General features: G+C 44.1%; 11 protein-coding genes. 10 read left to right on the top strand and 1 reads right to left on the bottom strand.

What is annotated here, in order from left to right; genetic code table 11:
* Window positions 1-112: 112 nt before the first annotated feature.
* The 8 genes from BM415_RS16090 to gyrB all read left to right on the top strand — a co-directional run bounded on the left by BM415_RS16090 (window position 113) and on the right by gyrB (window position 10,155).
* On the top strand, window positions 113-1,474 hold the full coding sequence (locus BM415_RS16090; RefSeq protein WP_091159835.1) for a GntT/GntP/DsdX family permease: 1,362 nt from the start codon (window positions 113-115) through the stop codon (window positions 1,472-1,474).
* 127 nt (window positions 1,475-1,601) lie between these two features.
* Window positions 1,602-3,149 (top strand): gluconokinase, encoded by a 1,548-nt coding sequence (gene gntK, locus BM415_RS16085; protein ID WP_091159834.1) that lies wholly within the window; start codon window positions 1,602-1,604, stop codon window positions 3,147-3,149.
* Between the two features lie 536 nt (window positions 3,150-3,685).
* A complete protein-coding gene (dnaA, locus tag BM415_RS16080) occupies window positions 3,686-5,032 on the top strand; it encodes a chromosomal replication initiator protein DnaA (RefSeq protein WP_091159832.1) in 1,347 nt (448 codons plus the stop codon).
* A 218-nt stretch (window positions 5,033-5,250) separates the two neighbouring features.
* Complete coding sequence (dnaN, locus tag BM415_RS16075) at window positions 5,251-6,393, top strand: DNA polymerase III subunit beta (RefSeq protein WP_091159831.1); 1,143 nt, start codon at window positions 5,251-5,253, stop codon at window positions 6,391-6,393.
* Between the two features lie 55 nt (window positions 6,394-6,448).
* Window positions 6,449-6,667, top strand: a complete 219-nt coding sequence (gene yaaA / locus BM415_RS16070; RefSeq protein ID WP_091159829.1) for a S4 domain-containing protein YaaA — start codon at window positions 6,449-6,451, stop codon at window positions 6,665-6,667.
* Between the two features lie 56 nt (window positions 6,668-6,723).
* The gene (gene recF, locus BM415_RS16065; protein ID WP_091159827.1) at window positions 6,724-7,836 is read left to right on the top strand and encodes a DNA replication/repair protein RecF; all 1,113 of its coding nucleotides are present in this window, start codon (window positions 6,724-6,726) and stop codon (window positions 7,834-7,836) included.
* A gap of 15 nt (window positions 7,837-7,851) precedes the next feature.
* Window positions 7,852-8,100 (top strand): extracellular matrix regulator RemB, encoded by a 249-nt coding sequence (locus tag BM415_RS16060; protein WP_047912550.1) that lies wholly within the window; start codon window positions 7,852-7,854, stop codon window positions 8,098-8,100.
* Between the two features lie 144 nt (window positions 8,101-8,244).
* A complete protein-coding gene (gyrB, locus tag BM415_RS16055) occupies window positions 8,245-10,155 on the top strand; it encodes a DNA topoisomerase (ATP-hydrolyzing) subunit B (RefSeq protein ID WP_091159825.1) in 1,911 nt (636 codons plus the stop codon).
* A gap of 141 nt (window positions 10,156-10,296) precedes the next feature.
* Here the strand turns inward: gyrB and BM415_RS16050 are convergent, their stop codons facing one another.
* A complete protein-coding gene (locus BM415_RS16050) occupies window positions 10,297-11,079 on the bottom strand; it encodes a YheC/YheD family protein (protein WP_170862515.1) in 783 nt (260 codons plus the stop codon).
* Between the two features lie 386 nt (window positions 11,080-11,465).
* Between BM415_RS16050 and gyrA the strand changes: the two genes are divergently transcribed.
* A complete protein-coding gene (gene gyrA / locus BM415_RS16045; RefSeq protein ID WP_091159821.1) occupies window positions 11,466-14,030 on the top strand; it encodes a DNA gyrase subunit A in 2,565 nt (854 codons plus the stop codon).
* A gap of 190 nt (window positions 14,031-14,220) precedes the next feature.
* Window positions 14,221-15,333, top strand: coding sequence for an HD-GYP domain-containing protein (locus BM415_RS16040; RefSeq protein ID WP_091159820.1), 1,113 nt, complete (start codon window positions 14,221-14,223; stop codon window positions 15,331-15,333).
* Window positions 15,334-15,516 lie beyond the last annotated feature (183 nt).

Genomic DNA, 15,516 nt, shown 5'->3' with positions numbered 1-15,516 from the left:
GACAAGTATACTCGTATTCGATATGAAGTTTTTTAAGATGCTTTTGTAAGCGCTTCTCGTTTTACACAACTTACGAATTTTACTTTATTGGCTGAAAAGGAGATTTCGAATTATGGATAGTATTTTTGGACTTAGTCATACGGCAACGATGCTGATATGGACACTAATTACGATTGTTTTTCTTATCGTATTGATTTCTAAATATAAATGGAATCCATTCGTCTCCCTGTTAATATCCGCCTTAATGCTTGGATTGCTTACAGGAATGAACGCTGAAGACGCCATTAGCTCAATAACCGGTGGGGTTGGTGGAACACTCGGAACGATAGCCATCGTTATTGGTCTTGGTACAATGCTCGGTAAAATGATGGCCGAGTCCGGCGGGGCTGAACGTATTGCTACAACGCTGGTTAATCGGTTCGGTCAAAAACGTGTTCACTGGGCAATGATGATCGTTGGTTTTATCGTCGGTATTCCTGTATTTTTCGAAGTAGGTCTTATCCTGCTTATCCCTATTGTCTTTACTGTCGCGAGAAAAACGGGATTATCCATTATTAAAATTGGTATTCCCATTCTGGCCGGTCTCTCAACCGTGCACGGTCTGGTGCCACCGCATCCGGCTCCGATGATTGCGATTAAGGCATATAATGCAAACTTAGGTATGACTATTTTCTACAGTATCCTGGTCGGTTTGCCTACTGCAATTATCGCAGGACCTGTATTCGGTAATATTATTAGCAAAAGAGTACATGTTGAGCCTCCTGTAGAACTCGCTGAACAATTCTCATTGAAGAGCGAACGCGAGCTTCCTGGCTTTGGTATTACCCTGCTAACTATTCTGCTGCCGGTTATTCTTATGCTTGCCGGTTCAGTAGCGATGATTGTAGATCCAGCAGGTACAAATGGTCTTACGCATTTCCTTGAGTTCATCGGTGACGAAATTGTCGCGCTCCTTATTTCTGTCGTCTTTGCACTGTTCTCACTCGGGTTTGCACGCGGATTTAACAAAAGTGAAATTTCGAAGTTTACCAGCGAGTGTCTTGCTCCTACAGCAAGCATTATCCTGATCATCGGCGGCGGCGGCGCGTTTAAACAAGTTCTGATTGACAGCGGCGTCGGCAATGCGATTGCGGAGTTAGCTACAAGCATTAACATCAACGTTATTCTATTTGCATGGCTCGTAGCGGCACTGATCCGGGTTGCAACCGGTTCTGCAACAGTGGCAATGACGACAGCAGCCGGTATTGTTGCTCCGGTTCTTGCAATGTCTCCTGGTGTAAGCGTTGAGCTCGTTGTACTGGCCACAGGAGCAGGTTCCCTCTTCTTGTCCCATGTCAACGATGCCGGCTTCTGGATGATCAAAGAGTTCTTCAATATGTCTGTATCACAGACGCTCAAAACTTGGTCCGTTATGGAATGTATTCTTTCCGTAGTCGCATTGATTCTTATTTTGCTGTTAAGCTTTGTCATCTAAAAACTTCATATAGTACACTGGATACATGTACACTTAAATGAGAATTGCCTAACACGAGCTGAACTGCTTGCTTCGTGTTAGGCAAATTGCGTTACCAATTATATTTTAGAAAGAAGGCTCTTACGTTATGAAATCATACATGCTAGGTATTGATATCGGGACAACGAGCACGAAATCGGTCCTGTTTGAAGAAAATGGACAAGTGGTTGCAAAAGCAAGTGAGGAATATCCGCTACACACCCCTGTTCCCGATGCAGCGGTTCAGGATCCGGAACAAATCTTCCATGCCGTCATGCATACGGTTAAGGAAGTTATGAAGACAAGTGGCATTGCACCTGATCAAGTGATGTTTGCTTCCTTTAGTACAGCTATGCACAGTATGATCGCGATGGATGCCGCAGGAAATCCACTTACTCCATGCATCACTTGGGCGGATAATCGCAGTAATCAATGGGCGAGAAAATTAAAGGATGAGCTGAACGGACACGAAATCTATCGCCGCACCGGAACTCCGATTCATCCCATGTCCCCTCTTGCCAAGCTGCTATGGCTCAAACACGATCACAACGAGCTGTTTAGTCAATCGGCTAAATTTATATCGATCCGTGAGTACGTTACGTTTAAGCTGTTCAATGAATATGTTGTCGATCATTCTATTGCTTCTGCAACAGGGCTTATGAACCTTGAGCAGCTGGATTGGGATGAAGAAGCGTTGCAGATTGCAGGAATTACTTCAGAACGCTTGTCCATGCTTGTACCTACAACACATATTCTCGAGGGCTTGAATGAAAAATATGCTGCAGAAATGGGCTTGTCTGCTTCTACTCCTTTCGTTGTAGGAGCTACCGACGGCGTATTATCCAACCTCGGTGTGAACGCCATACGTCCTGGTGAAGTGGCAGCCACAATTGGGACGAGCGGAGCGATCCGCACCGTTGTAGACAAGCCGGTTACTGATCCAAAAGGACGTACTTTTTGCTATGCTTTGACGGAGAATCACTGGGTTGTCGGCGGACCAGTAAATAATGGAGGCATGATCTTCCGCTGGGTTCGTGATGAAATGGCGGCCAGCGAAATCGAAACCGCGAAACGTCTTGGCATTAGCTCGTATGATGTACTTACCCGTATAGCTGCACGCGTTAGCCCAGGTGCAGACGGACTGCTCTTCCATCCATTTTTGGCCGGTGAAAGAGCTCCACTATGGAATCCTGATGCCCGAGGCTCCTTCTTTGGCCTTACACTGCATCATAGGAAGGAGCATATGATTCGTTCTGTACTTGAAGGGGTCATTTTTAACCTCTATACGGTTCTGCTTGCCATGAAGGAACAAATGGGCCAGCCAAGCCGAATACTAGCAACAGGCGGATTTGCACGCTCTCCATTGTGGCGTCAGATGATGGCCGATATATTTGATCAGGAAGTCGTTGTGCCTGAGAGCTTTGAGAGCTCATGTCTCGGGGCTGTTGTCCTTGGTCTATACGCCACAGGACGCACAGATTCGCTTGAAATCGTCTCTAAGATGGTGGGGACCACTCATGCACACAAACCGGATCAAAACCATGTATCGATCTATCAAGAGCTTCTTCCCATCTTTATTCGTATATCCCGTAAGCTGACCGAAGAATATGAGGATATTGCTAAATTCCAGCGAGAGCATATTACAGCAACCGAATAGATTCAACAACTTGCGAAAGAGCCGATCATAATGATCGGCTCTTTCGCATATCCTAGATTGAAATAAGAAGACTTCGATTCATTTCCTCGTTTATCCACAGACTCACTTTGCCTGGATTTACACAGATCGTCTCCTGTTGTTCAACAGAATTCTTCAATACTGGAGGACAAGCTGTGAATAATCATTATCGCCTTTTGGGCGTTCTTGTCGAAAACTAAACAGATTATAAACAATATATAGTGTTGTGATTAAAAATTATACACAAGTTATTGAGTTTGTGGATAAAATCCTGAGATCCGTTGAAATATAAGCTTTCTTTTGCTATGATTATATTACTTTTGGATGTGAATATAAGTTTTAATCCATAATCTTATCAACAGCCTGTGGATAAAGTTGTGAACAATTTTGAGTTGTTCATTCTTTTTTTGTCTGACATCTTTTGGACACTGGGGATAAATTCTACAATATAAATTTTATTTCGACATTCCGCTCATGGCTCTGGGCCACATTTGGACGATTAAAAGGAGTGACAGTCTGTGGACAGCCATACATCCGAACTATGGCAGCAAATACTATCAATAATTCAAACCAAGCTTAGCAAGCCCAGCTATGACACCTGGTTTAAGGCGACAAAAGCCATTAAGTTGAATGACCAATTTATTGTCATCTCAGCACCCACTACGTTCGCTGTAGAGTGGCTGGAGAGCCGCTACACGAAGCTTGTCGGTTCAACGGTTTATGAACTGCTCGGAAAACAAGTGGACGTTAAGTTTGTCATAGAAGAACACAAGACGGCTGAGCCGGATCCGCAGCAAGTGGTCACACCTCCTCCAGCACCACCAGAAGAGGCTGTGGCACATATGCTTAATCCGAAGTACACTTTTGACACATTTGTCATCGGCCCGGGCAACAGATTTGCACATGCAGCATCACTGGCTGTTGCAGAAGCCCCTGCCAAAGCGTACAATCCGCTCTTCTTATATGGAGGAGTTGGACTCGGCAAGACACACCTCATGCATGCCATCGGGCACTACATTTTGGAGCATAACCCCAGCAGTAAGGTCGTTTACCTCTCATCGGAGAAATTCACGAATGAATTCATTAATTCCATCCGCGATAACCGTGGTGAGAATTTTCGCAATAAATATCGCAATGTCGACATTTTGCTGATTGATGATATTCAATTTTTGGCCGGTAAGGAATCGACACAAGAAGAGTTCTTCCATACATTTAATGCACTGCATGAAGAACACAAGCAGATCATTATCTCAAGTGACCGGCCTCCGAAGGAAATTCCGACGCTTGAGGAACGGCTGCGTTCCAGGTTTGAATGGGGACTTATAACGGATATCCAGCCTCCGGATCTCGAGACGCGAATCGCCATTCTTCGCAAGAAGGCGAAGGCCGAGAATCTCGATATTCCTAATGAGGCAATGATGTACATTGCCAATCAGATCGATACGAACATCAGAGAGCTTGAAGGGGCCCTCATTCGTGTGGTGGCATACTCGTCTCTGACCAATCAGGACGTAACAACGCATCTGGCTGCTGAAGCACTCAAGGATATCATCCCATCAAGCCGTCCGAAGATTATTACTATTCAGGATATTCAGCAGAAGGTCGGCGAATATTACAATCTGAAGCTTGAGGATTTCAAGGCTAGAAAAAGAACCAAAGCAGTTGCCTTTCCAAGGCAAATTGCAATGTATCTGTCTCGAGAGTTGACTGACTTTTCCTTGCCTAAGATTGGAGAAGCGTTCGGGGGACGGGATCATACTACCGTCATTCATGCGCACGAGAAAATAACGCAATCGATAAAAAGCGATCAGGAACTTTTTAAAGTTATCAACAACCTTATCGAGAAAATCAAAAACCCAACTTAACAAGTACAAAGCCTATGCACAATCTGTACACATGTGGATAGGCTTAATTTTATGCCGTTTGTAGGGTTTATCCACATATTCAGTGCGCCTATTACTATTACTACTATTTTTTTAATAAATACTACACCAATATGAATACGTCTTAACGACGTCATATACCGAAAAATTAAGTACGTTAGGCTGCAACATCAAGCTTATATTCCCCAAGGAGTGAAACTATGAAAATCAGCATATTGAAAAGCTACCTGAATGAATCCATTCAACATGTATCCAAGGCGATCTCCAGCAGAACTACGATCCCTATTCTTACCGGAATCAAATTTGATGTGAATTATCAAGGCGTTACGCTTACCGCAAGCGATACAGATATCTCTATTCAATCGTTTATCCCTTTAGAAGAGGATGGAAAAACAATTGTTTCTGTAGAACAAGCAGGAAGTGTTGTTTTACCCGCCAAGTTTTTTGTTGAGATTATTAAGAAGCTGCCATCTCAGGAAGTTCACATGGAAGTAAAAGACAACTTCAATACCTTTATTTCCGCTGGAGCCACCGAAATTCAGCTCGTTGGACTCGATCCGGAGGAATTCCCTGTTCTTCCTAGCATTGAAGAGAACCAAACCCTGTCGATTCCCGGCGACCTGCTCAAAAATATGATTAAGCAAACGGTGTTCTCCATCTCCACTCATGAGACAACACCTATTTTGACAGGAGTATTATGGAGTCTTGCTGATAATGAGTTCAAATTTGTGGCAACCGACCGCCACCGTCTTGCAACTCGCTCCGCACATATTGAAGGAGTCGAAGATATCAAATTCCACAATATTGTAATTTCAGGAAAAACGCTGAATGAGCTGAGTAAAATTATCCCTGATCAAAATTCGCTTGTTGATATCGTCGTTGCTGACAACCAGGTACTGTTCAAAATTGACCGTGTATTATTCTATACCCGCATTTTGGATGGAACTTATCCTGATACTTCTAGAATTATTCCGAGCTCCTACAAAACAGAACTGATATTGGAAACGAAGAAGCTTAGTGAATCCATCGACCGCGCGTATTTGCTGTCTCGTGAGGAAAAAACGAACATCGTTCGCATGCAGACACTGGACAGCGGCGATATTGAAATCTCATCCAGCTCCTCCGAGCTAGGAAAGGTTCGTGAAGAACTTCAAGTGAAAGATTTTAAAGGGGAGCCGCTAAAAATCTCCTTCAACTCGAAATATATGCTAGATGTGCTTAAAGTAGTTGAGAGCGAGGAGCTTATGATATCCTTTACCGGCGTAATGAGCCCGATTATCTTAAAGCCGACAGACAATAGTGCAAGTCAATATGTAATACTCCCTTACCGTACAACGAACTAGAGCTGTGCATTATTTTTTTTGAAATAAAAGTTATTCACATGAGAGGAAGTTTTTCGTGAAAAAAATAGTTATCCACAGTGAATATATTAAGCTCGATCAGTTTTTAAAGCTGGCCGATTGTGTTCCTACCGGAGGAATGGCTAAAGCTCTGCTGCAGGAGCAGGCCGTGAAAGTAAATGGTGAGATCGAAGAGAGACGGGGACGCAAGCTGTATCCTGGAGATCTTGTAACAGTTGATGGGGAAGGCGAGTTCCAAGTCGAAGAAGCGAAATAGATAAGCGAACACCTGCTGCTTCCTCAAGAGGCGAGAGGCAAGGGAGGATGTATAGTGTGTTTGTAACTGACATTGAACTGAATCAATACAGAAATTACGAGCATTTAAAGCTCGAGTCCTTCGGGCCTGTTAACCTGATTATCGGCCAGAATGCCCAAGGCAAGACGAATTTGGTCGAGGCGATTTATGCTTTGGCACTGACCAAGAGCCATCGGACCGCCAAAGACAAGGAACTCATTCGATTCAATGCCTCGGGCGCGCATATCAGTGCACATGTGGATAGAAGGTACGGAACAATACAGCTTGATTTATCGTTATCTCAGCAAGGCAAAAAAGCAAAGATCAACGGACTGGAGCAGCGGAAGCTCAGTGATTTTATCGGCAGCCTGAATGTTGTCATGTTCGCGCCGGAGGATCTGGAGATCGTCAAAGGGACACCGGGGGTTCGCCGCCGGTTCCTTGACATGGAGATTGGACAGGTGGCTCCGGGCTATATTTATCATCTCCAGCAGTATCAGAAAATTTTGGTGCAGCGCAATAATCTGCTGAAGCAATTATGGGGTGCTTCTGAGTCTCAGCAGATGATGCTTAGCGTTTGGAATGAGCAATTAGCAGAACATGGTGTTAAAATCGTTAGAAAAAGGAAACAATTTATAAAAAAGCTGCAGAAATGGGCGGAAACGATTCATGAAGGCATTACAGGAGGCAAGGAGAAGCTTGAACTTGCTTATGTTCCATCCTTTGCCGATGCCCTAGAAGAAGATGAAGCTGTTTTATTAGACCTTTTTATGATAAAATTATCACAAACCAAGGATCAGGAGATCAGACGAGGCACAACACTGACCGGTCCTCATCGGGACGATCTATCCTTCTTTATTAACGGCCATGAAGTACAAACCTATGGATCACAGGGGCAGCAGAGAACGACGGCTCTATCACTCAAGCTTGCAGAGATTGAGCTGATCTGCGAGGAGATTGGTGAATACCCGGTTCTGCTTCTGGATGACGTACTGTCTGAGCTTGATCCATACCGTCAGACGCAGCTAATTGAAACGTTCCAGAGTAAAGTTCAGACGTTTATAACCGCAACAGGGGTTGAGACACTGAATACCAGCAAGCTCCATGATGCACATATCTATCATGTACAGGCTGGTCACGTGGAGCGTTAAGGAGATGAACGGACCATGTATATCCACTTGGGCGGAGACAAGATTATCCGCTCTTCCGAGCTCGTTGCTATTTTTGATATATCGATTGAAAAATCGTCCAAAATATCGAAGCAGTACATCACTTATTCTAAACAGGAAAAGAATCTGGAGATTATTGGAGAAGAAGAGGCGAAGTCGATTGTCGTAACCAAGAGTACCGTTTACTATTCCCCGATCTCTTCGACCACTCTCAAGAAAAGAGCGAATGTTCTAAGCGATATATAACGATCTAACGATCTATTGAGGAGTATCGTCATCTTGCGAAATATGTGCAAGGAGGCGGTACTTTTATAACGCATTTGGCACTTTTATATACAGTCATAACACAATTATCAGATCCACTCTAATCTAGTGAAGTAGGTGAAAGGCATGTCTATGAATCAACCGGCATATGGTGCAGATGAGATTCAGGTCCTTGAAGGACTTGAAGCCGTTAGAAAACGTCCAGGGATGTATATCGGCTCTACGAGCTCGAAAGGCTTGCATCACCTCGTATGGGAAGTCGTGGATAACAGTATTGATGAAGCTCTTGCAGGTTACTGCGACCAAATTGATGTTACGATCCACGAAGATAACAGCATTACCGTTGTTGATAACGGTCGGGGGATCCCTGTAGCAGAACAGGCCAAGATGAAGAAATCTGCCCTTGAGGTTGTTATGACCGTCCTTCACGCTGGAGGTAAATTCGGCGGCGGTGGATATAAAGTTTCTGGGGGTCTTCACGGTGTAGGTATTTCTGTCGTGAACGCTCTATCTAACAAGGTTAGCGTTATTGTTAAACGAGACGGGCATATTTATCAGCAGGAATATCGCCGTGGTGTTCCTGAGTATGATGTCAAAGTAATCGGTGATACCGACAAAACGGGAACAACGACCACTTTTTATCCAGATCCAGAGATCTTTACGGAAACGACCGTTTTTGAGTATGATATCCTGCTCACTCGTATTCGTGAATTGGCGTTTCTAAACAAAGGAATTGGCATCAGTATTACGGATGAGCGCTCCGGTGACTCAAGCTCGTTCCAGTACGAGGGCGGAATTAAGGAATACGTACAATATCTTAACAGCAAGAGAGAAGTTCTTCATGAGCAGCCGATCTATGTCGAAGGGCAGCGTGACAACATTCAGGTTGAGGTAGCCCTCCAATACAACGACAGCTATACAGAGAATATCTACTCCTTTGCAAATAATATTAACACCCATGAGGGTGGGACTCATGAGTCCGGCTTCAAGAGTGCATTGACACGGATCATTAATGACTATGCACGTAAGGCTGGCGTAATTAAGGATAATAGCGGCAACCTGACTGGAGATGACGTGCGTGAAGGACTGACAGCCATTATCTCTGTCAAGATCCCGGAACCGCAGTTTGAAGGACAAACCAAAACCAAGCTCGGCAATAGTGAAGTGCGCGGGGTCGTGGAATCATTGTTTGCTGAGAAGCTGCAAGAGTTCTTAATTGAGAATCCTTCCGTTTCCCGTCGGATACTGGATAAAGCCCTGCAAGCGTCCAGAGCGAGAGAAGCAGCACGTAAAGCGCGTGAGATGACTCGACGTAAGAGCGTTCTTGAAGTTAGTGCTCTGCCTGGTAAACTTGCTGACTGCTCATCGAAGGATGCTTCGATCAGTGAGCTGTACATCGTTGAGGGTGACTCGGCAGGTGGATCGGCGAAGCAGGGACGAGATCGCCATTTCCAAGCGATTTTGCCGCTCCGTGGTAAGATTCTGAACGTAGAAAAAGCGAGACTCGATCGTATTCTCTCGAATGCTGAGATACGGGCGATTATTACAGCGCTCGGCACAGGGATCGGCGATGATTTCGATATCGATAAGGCCAGGTACCATAAAGTCATTATTATGACCGATGCCGACGTCGATGGAGCACATATCCGGACCCTTCTGCTCACTTTCTTCTACCGCTACATGCGCAAAATTATTGAAGCAGGCTTCGTGTATATCGCTCAGCCGCCGCTCTTCAAGATTGAGCGCAGTAAGACGGTCCGCTATGCAGGTTCTGAGGCAGAGCGTGACCTAATCCTTAAGGAGTTCGGTGAGGGTGTTAAGGTCAATGTACAGCGTTACAAGGGACTGGGAGAGATGAATGCGGGTCAGCTGTGGGAGACCACGATGGACCCAGAGAGTCGTACGATGCTTCAGGTGTCCATTGGGGATGCGATGATCGCAGATACAATGTTTGATACCCTGATGGGGGATAACGTAGAGCCTAGACGTGACTTCATTCAAGAAAATGCGAGATACGTCAAAAATCTCGACGTATAATATTCATTTTAACCATGTGTTTACAGTAGGGGCCGGTATGGCCCCTTTTTTCAAGTTTGCAGACGGGAAGGCAGCTGTTAACTTCTATAGCAGGAAGTGCATAGCAGCTTATTCGCGAATGCTAGCTTTTGCTGCAAATGGCTACATCCGTACTCTACCGTAGGCTCTAGCATATTTTTTGATTTTTCGATAGATGCTCTTGTCCGGCAAATAGCCGAACACATATAAACCAGGAGACGTATTGACCTCAAGAATCCAGGGTCTAACTTTCTCATCAAGGGCAATGTCGAGTCCGAGCTCCTTGATACCAGGATAGTTCTTTTCCATCTGTTTCGCTGTTTTGAGAGCCAGAGAGTTGAGTTCTTTCTTGAATTTCTTGGTCCCGGATTCACCGAGATAGGGTTTTAACAAGGCTTCAAAAGAGGCGATATGACCGCCGCCGTTGATGTTAGTCACGATTTTTCCTTTTGCAGCGACCTTACCAATTATTCCGGTAGCATCCCATTGACCCTTGGGATTCTTTTGAGCCATCACTCTTAGGTCGAATGGGCAGCCCTGATGCTTAAGAAGTCTGATTCCGCGTTGGATCAAATACGACTTTCCATTCATTCGTTTTTGTATCTTTTGATGCAGGGATGAAATACTAGTGTACGTTTTTTTGGTTTTTTCATAGTGGAGAACATGTTCAGAATCATCTGATGAACCGGTCTCATCACTGCTAGAGTTTATTTTCTCTACCCGCATAATTCCTTTGCCATGGGATCCATGCTCTGGTTTCACATATACCGTACGGTGGGAGTTCATCATTTTCTCCAGATTATTTTGATTGTACTTACGAGTTTCTGGAACATAGGCAGCAATCTGTGGATCTTTTAAGAGAACGGCTGTCTTTTTCCATTTGCTTGAGACACGTCGAATGCTCACTAAACCACTCCTTCGAATGCTGAATTGAACGTATCTAATAAAATCGAGAAGTATCATGCTTGCTTGAGGAAAACCATAGGACAAGGAGAAAAATCAATGGTATAATAGAGGAATATGGCGTTTTGTGTGGATATGAGTAATATTGTGCAGCTGAATGTCCATCTTGAATCTTTACAGTATATGGTTTGCTGTTCAAAACAGGAAGGGCATATCCCTATAGATAGGTTCAATTAGAAGCGTAAATACGTTTAATAATGGGCTTTTTGTCTAGGCTAGTAATAGAGAGAGAAGCAGTGGAAGATTTGGGCGTTAAAGCCTTGTTAGGCTTTTCACAAATACATTTTCAGCTTAACAATGTTGTTTGATAGACAAGAAGGAGGTCCAGCATGGCGGATCAAAATAACTCGCAAATTAAAGACCGCGATATTGGCGAAGAAATGCGCGAGTCCTTTATGGACTATGCGATGAGTATCATCGTCAGCCGTGCTTTGCCTGACGTTAGAGACGGGCTTAAACCAGTGCACCGTCGGATTCTGTTTGCAATGTCGGAGCTTGGAATGGCACCTGACAAGCCTTACAAGAAATCAGCGCGTATCGTCGGCGAAGTTATCGGTAAATATCACCCGCATGGAGACTCGGCCGTATATGAAACTATGGTGCGGATGGCCCAAGATTTCTCCATGCGTTATATGCTCATTGATGGTCATGGCAACTTTGGCTCCATTGATGGAGATATGGCAGCGGCAATGCGTTATACGGAAGCCCGTTTGTCCAAAATCGCGATGGAAATGCTCCGTGATATCAATAAAGATACGATAGATTTTCAGGCTAACTATGACGGAGAAGAGCACGAGCCTATCGTCCTCCCTGCCAGATATCCCAATCTGCTCGTAAATGGTGTAGGCGGGATTGCTGTAGGAATGGCAACGAACATTCCTCCGCATAATTTGGGAGAAGTCATTGATGGAGTTCATGCAATGATTGAGAATCCTGATATTACTTCTCTTGAGCTAATGGATTATATTCAAGGTCCTGACTTCCCGACCGCTGGCTTCATTCTTGGCCGTTCAGGTATTCGCCAGGCTTATCAAACAGGCCGCGGAACGGTTACGATGCGTGCGAGAACGACCATTGAAGAAGTGAACAACAAAGCTAGAATTATCGTCCATGAAATTCCTTATCAAGTGAATAAAGCACGTCTTGTAGAGAAGATTGCAGAGCTTGTACGGGAGAAGAAGATTGAAGGTATTACGGATCTTCGTGATGAGTCGGATCGCAGCGGTATGCGAATAGTGATTGAACTCCGCCGCGACGTAAATCCGAATGTTGTGCTTAATAATCTGTATAAGCATACATCCATGCAATCCAATTTCGGTATAAACATGCTGGCCATCGTTAACAACGAGCCTAAGATTCTGAGCCTGCGCGATGTTCTGTATCATTACTTACAGCATCAAATTACCGTTATTCGCCGTCGTACGGAATATGAGCTGCGCAAAGCGGAAGCTCGTGCACATATTCTCGAAGGTTTGCGAATTGCCCTGGATCATATTGATGAGATCATCGCTTTGATTCGTGCTTCAGCAACGACTGATGCAGCGAGAGAAGGATTGATTGAGCGGTTTGAGCTTAGTCATGACCAGGCACAGGCTATTCTTGATATGCGTTTGCAGCGTCTTACAGGACTTGAACGCGAGAAGATTGAGAACGAATATAACGAGCTTCTTGCCAAGATTGCAGAATATCGCGAGATTCTGGCTAATGAGCATTTGGTGCTTGAAATTATTCGTGATGAGCTGCAAGAAATCAAAGAACGTTACAATGATGAGCGCCGCACGGAGATTACGGTAGGTGAAGAAAGCATTCTTGATGAGGATCTGATTCCGCGCGAGGATGTGGTTGTCACGATTACGCATACCGGTTACATTAAGCGTCTTCCGGTATCCACATACCGTTCGCAGAAGCGAGGCGGCCGTGGTGTAGTGGGTATGGATACCAAGGACGAGGATTTCGTTGAGCATTTGTTTGTAACCAATACTCATAATTATCTGATGTTCTTTACGGATAAGGGTAAGGTATACAGGCTCAAAGCTTATGAGATTCCTGAGCTTGGCCGTACCGCAAGGGGAACACCGATCATTAATATGATTCAGATCGAACAAGGGGAAACGGTCAACGCGGTAATCGAGGTTGAAGATTTTGAAAGCGAACAGTTCTTGTTCTTCGCCACCAAATATGGCGTTGTGAAGAAGACCCCACTTGACGATTACGTGAATATCCGCAAGGGCGGACTTATAGCCATTCACTTACGTGAGGACGATTCACTTATTGAAGTGAAGCTTACCGATGGCAAACAAGAGATGATTCTCGGTACAGCTCACGGCATGTCCATTCGTTTCTCTGAAGATGATGTTCGTTCGATGGGACGAAGCGCGACAGGGGTCAAAGGCATAAACTTGGACGAAGAGGATTCCGTCATTGGTATGGATATTGTCGATCCAGAGCTTGAGGTTCTAATTGTCACTGCTAACGGATACGGTAAACGCACACCGGTGTCTGACTATCGTATTCAAAGCCGTGGCGGTAAAGGAATCAAGACGATTAACATTACGGAGAAGAATGGTCCAGTCGTCAGTCTGAAAGTCGTGAAGAATGAAGAAGACTTGATGATCATAACGACAAGCGGTACACTAATGCGCATGAGTATGGAGGGAATCTCGACGATGGGTCGTAACACTCAAGGGGTGAGACTCATTCATACACGTGAGGACGATTCCGTGGCAACTGTATGCAGAACAGATAAAACAGAAGAAGAGGAATTAGAGTCTCTTGAAGATGTAGCTCTTATTTCTGAATCAGATGCCTTGTCTGATGATGTAACAGATCCAGTCATAGAGGAAAGTGAAGAGAGCGGACTTGTCGATTCGGACACAGATTCCGATAATGAATAATAGAAGCTAAGAGATCCCATGCTGGGGTCTCTTTTTTTTGGAGCAATGAACTGAATTCGAACAACTAATAAAAAAATGCTTTGGTCAAAAACTCGCAATATACACATGTTACTTGTAGGGATATAATGGAAATTACAATCATAATTTTAACTTTGCTAGATAACTGAGTTAGGAACGGAGCGTTAGCGTAATGGTTATGATGTCAATTATTGAATTGAAGCCAGGGATAAAGCTGGCTAAAGATGTACATACACCGCTGGGAGGACTCCTTTTATCCAAAGGGAGAGTGATCCTTCCTCGTGATCTAGAAATTTTAAGAGCTTTTCTTGTACAGACCGTAGAAGTAGATATGAATACAGTGAATTTTTCAGAAGGAGGATCTTCATATAGCGCTCAGGAACAGCAGGAGAAACAATTACAGGTAGAAGAAGAAATTGCAGAGATCGCAGTAATTACAGCAAATCTTACTTCTTTTGAGGAAGAATATGAACGTATGGTTGCTTTGACAAAGAGGGCTTTTAAAGAAGCAGCGGCATTAGAAGTCCCTGTTTTTGAGCTTCGCACACAATTATCGATTCTTATATTACATTTAAAAAACTATCAAGTGCTTTATTTTAGTCCACGCTCGATAAAAAGAGACGAGTATATGTACCATAATGCTGTTTTGACCGCACTAACTTCCTATTTGATTGCGCAGTGGTGTGAGCTGCCTCAAAGAGACTGGGTTCAGGTTGCTCTGGCAGGTTTGCTTCATAACATCGGCAATATTAAAGTCTCACCTGAGATATTGTTCGGTACTAAACCACTGAGCAAAACTGAAGAGGAAGAAGTAAGAAAGCATACGACCTATGGTTATACAATTCTTAAGAATGTAAGAGCCATCAATGATGGAGTTAGATTATCCGCACTGCAGCACCATGAAAAAATCGACGGATCTGGTTATCCGCTGCGGCTGGAGGGGCATCAGATCCATACGTATTCGAAGATTGTTGCAGTAGCAGATATATTCCATGCGATGACATTAGAAAGACCTTATAAGAGCTCACAATCGCCTTACCTGGTGCTGGAGCAAATTATGCAGGAGTCGTTCGGTAAGCTCGACCCGAAGATCGTACAAACCTTTATCCGTAAAGTCACACAATTTCATAATGGAACAGTAGTGGAACTTAGTGATCACCGCAGGGGCAGTATTATATTTACCGATCGAGATCATCCGACACGCCCGATGGTAGCCGTAGAAGGAGCAATCGTAAATCTGGTAGCAGAGCGGCAGCTCTATATCAAACGAGTTATAATTGAGTAATAAATAGAGGGTATCTTCATCTAGATTATAGAAGGGGATTCCCTCTATAGTAGATAAAACAATAGAATAATAAATTATATAAAAAAAGCTTGCATTATAATTATATACATGGTATATTCTAATTCCGGCCAAGAAATAAGCCGTTCAAACAAGAACACAGCAAGTAAGCTTCGATCAGAAGTT

The sequence above is a fragment of the Paenibacillus sp. 453mf genome, assembly GCF_900116105.1.
Taxonomy (GTDB): domain Bacteria; phylum Bacillota; class Bacilli; order Paenibacillales; family Paenibacillaceae; genus Paenibacillus; species Paenibacillus provencensis.
Note: the sequence above shows the minus strand (reverse complement) of the source record. Positions and strands in the feature narration are given on the sequence as shown.

What these genes read in the sequence shown, in the direction of transcription:
- BM415_RS16090 (WP_091159835.1), top strand. Translation starts at nt 113, where the DNA reads ATGGATAGTATTTTTGGACTTAGTCATACGGCAACGATGCTGATATGG.
- gntK (WP_091159834.1), top strand. Translation starts at nt 1,602, where the DNA reads ATGAAATCATACATGCTAGGTATTGATATCGGGACAACGAGCACGAAA.
- dnaN (WP_091159831.1), top strand. Translation starts at nt 5,251, where the DNA reads ATGAAAATCAGCATATTGAAAAGCTACCTGAATGAATCCATTCAACAT.
- BM415_RS16060 (WP_047912550.1), top strand. Translation starts at nt 7,852, where the DNA reads ATGTATATCCACTTGGGCGGAGACAAGATTATCCGCTCTTCCGAGCTC.
- gyrB (WP_091159825.1), top strand. Translation starts at nt 8,245, where the DNA reads ATGTCTATGAATCAACCGGCATATGGTGCAGATGAGATTCAGGTCCTT.
- gyrA (WP_091159821.1), top strand. Translation starts at nt 11,466, where the DNA reads ATGGCGGATCAAAATAACTCGCAAATTAAAGACCGCGATATTGGCGAA.
- BM415_RS16040 (WP_091159820.1), top strand. Translation starts at nt 14,221, where the DNA reads ATGGTTATGATGTCAATTATTGAATTGAAGCCAGGGATAAAGCTGGCT.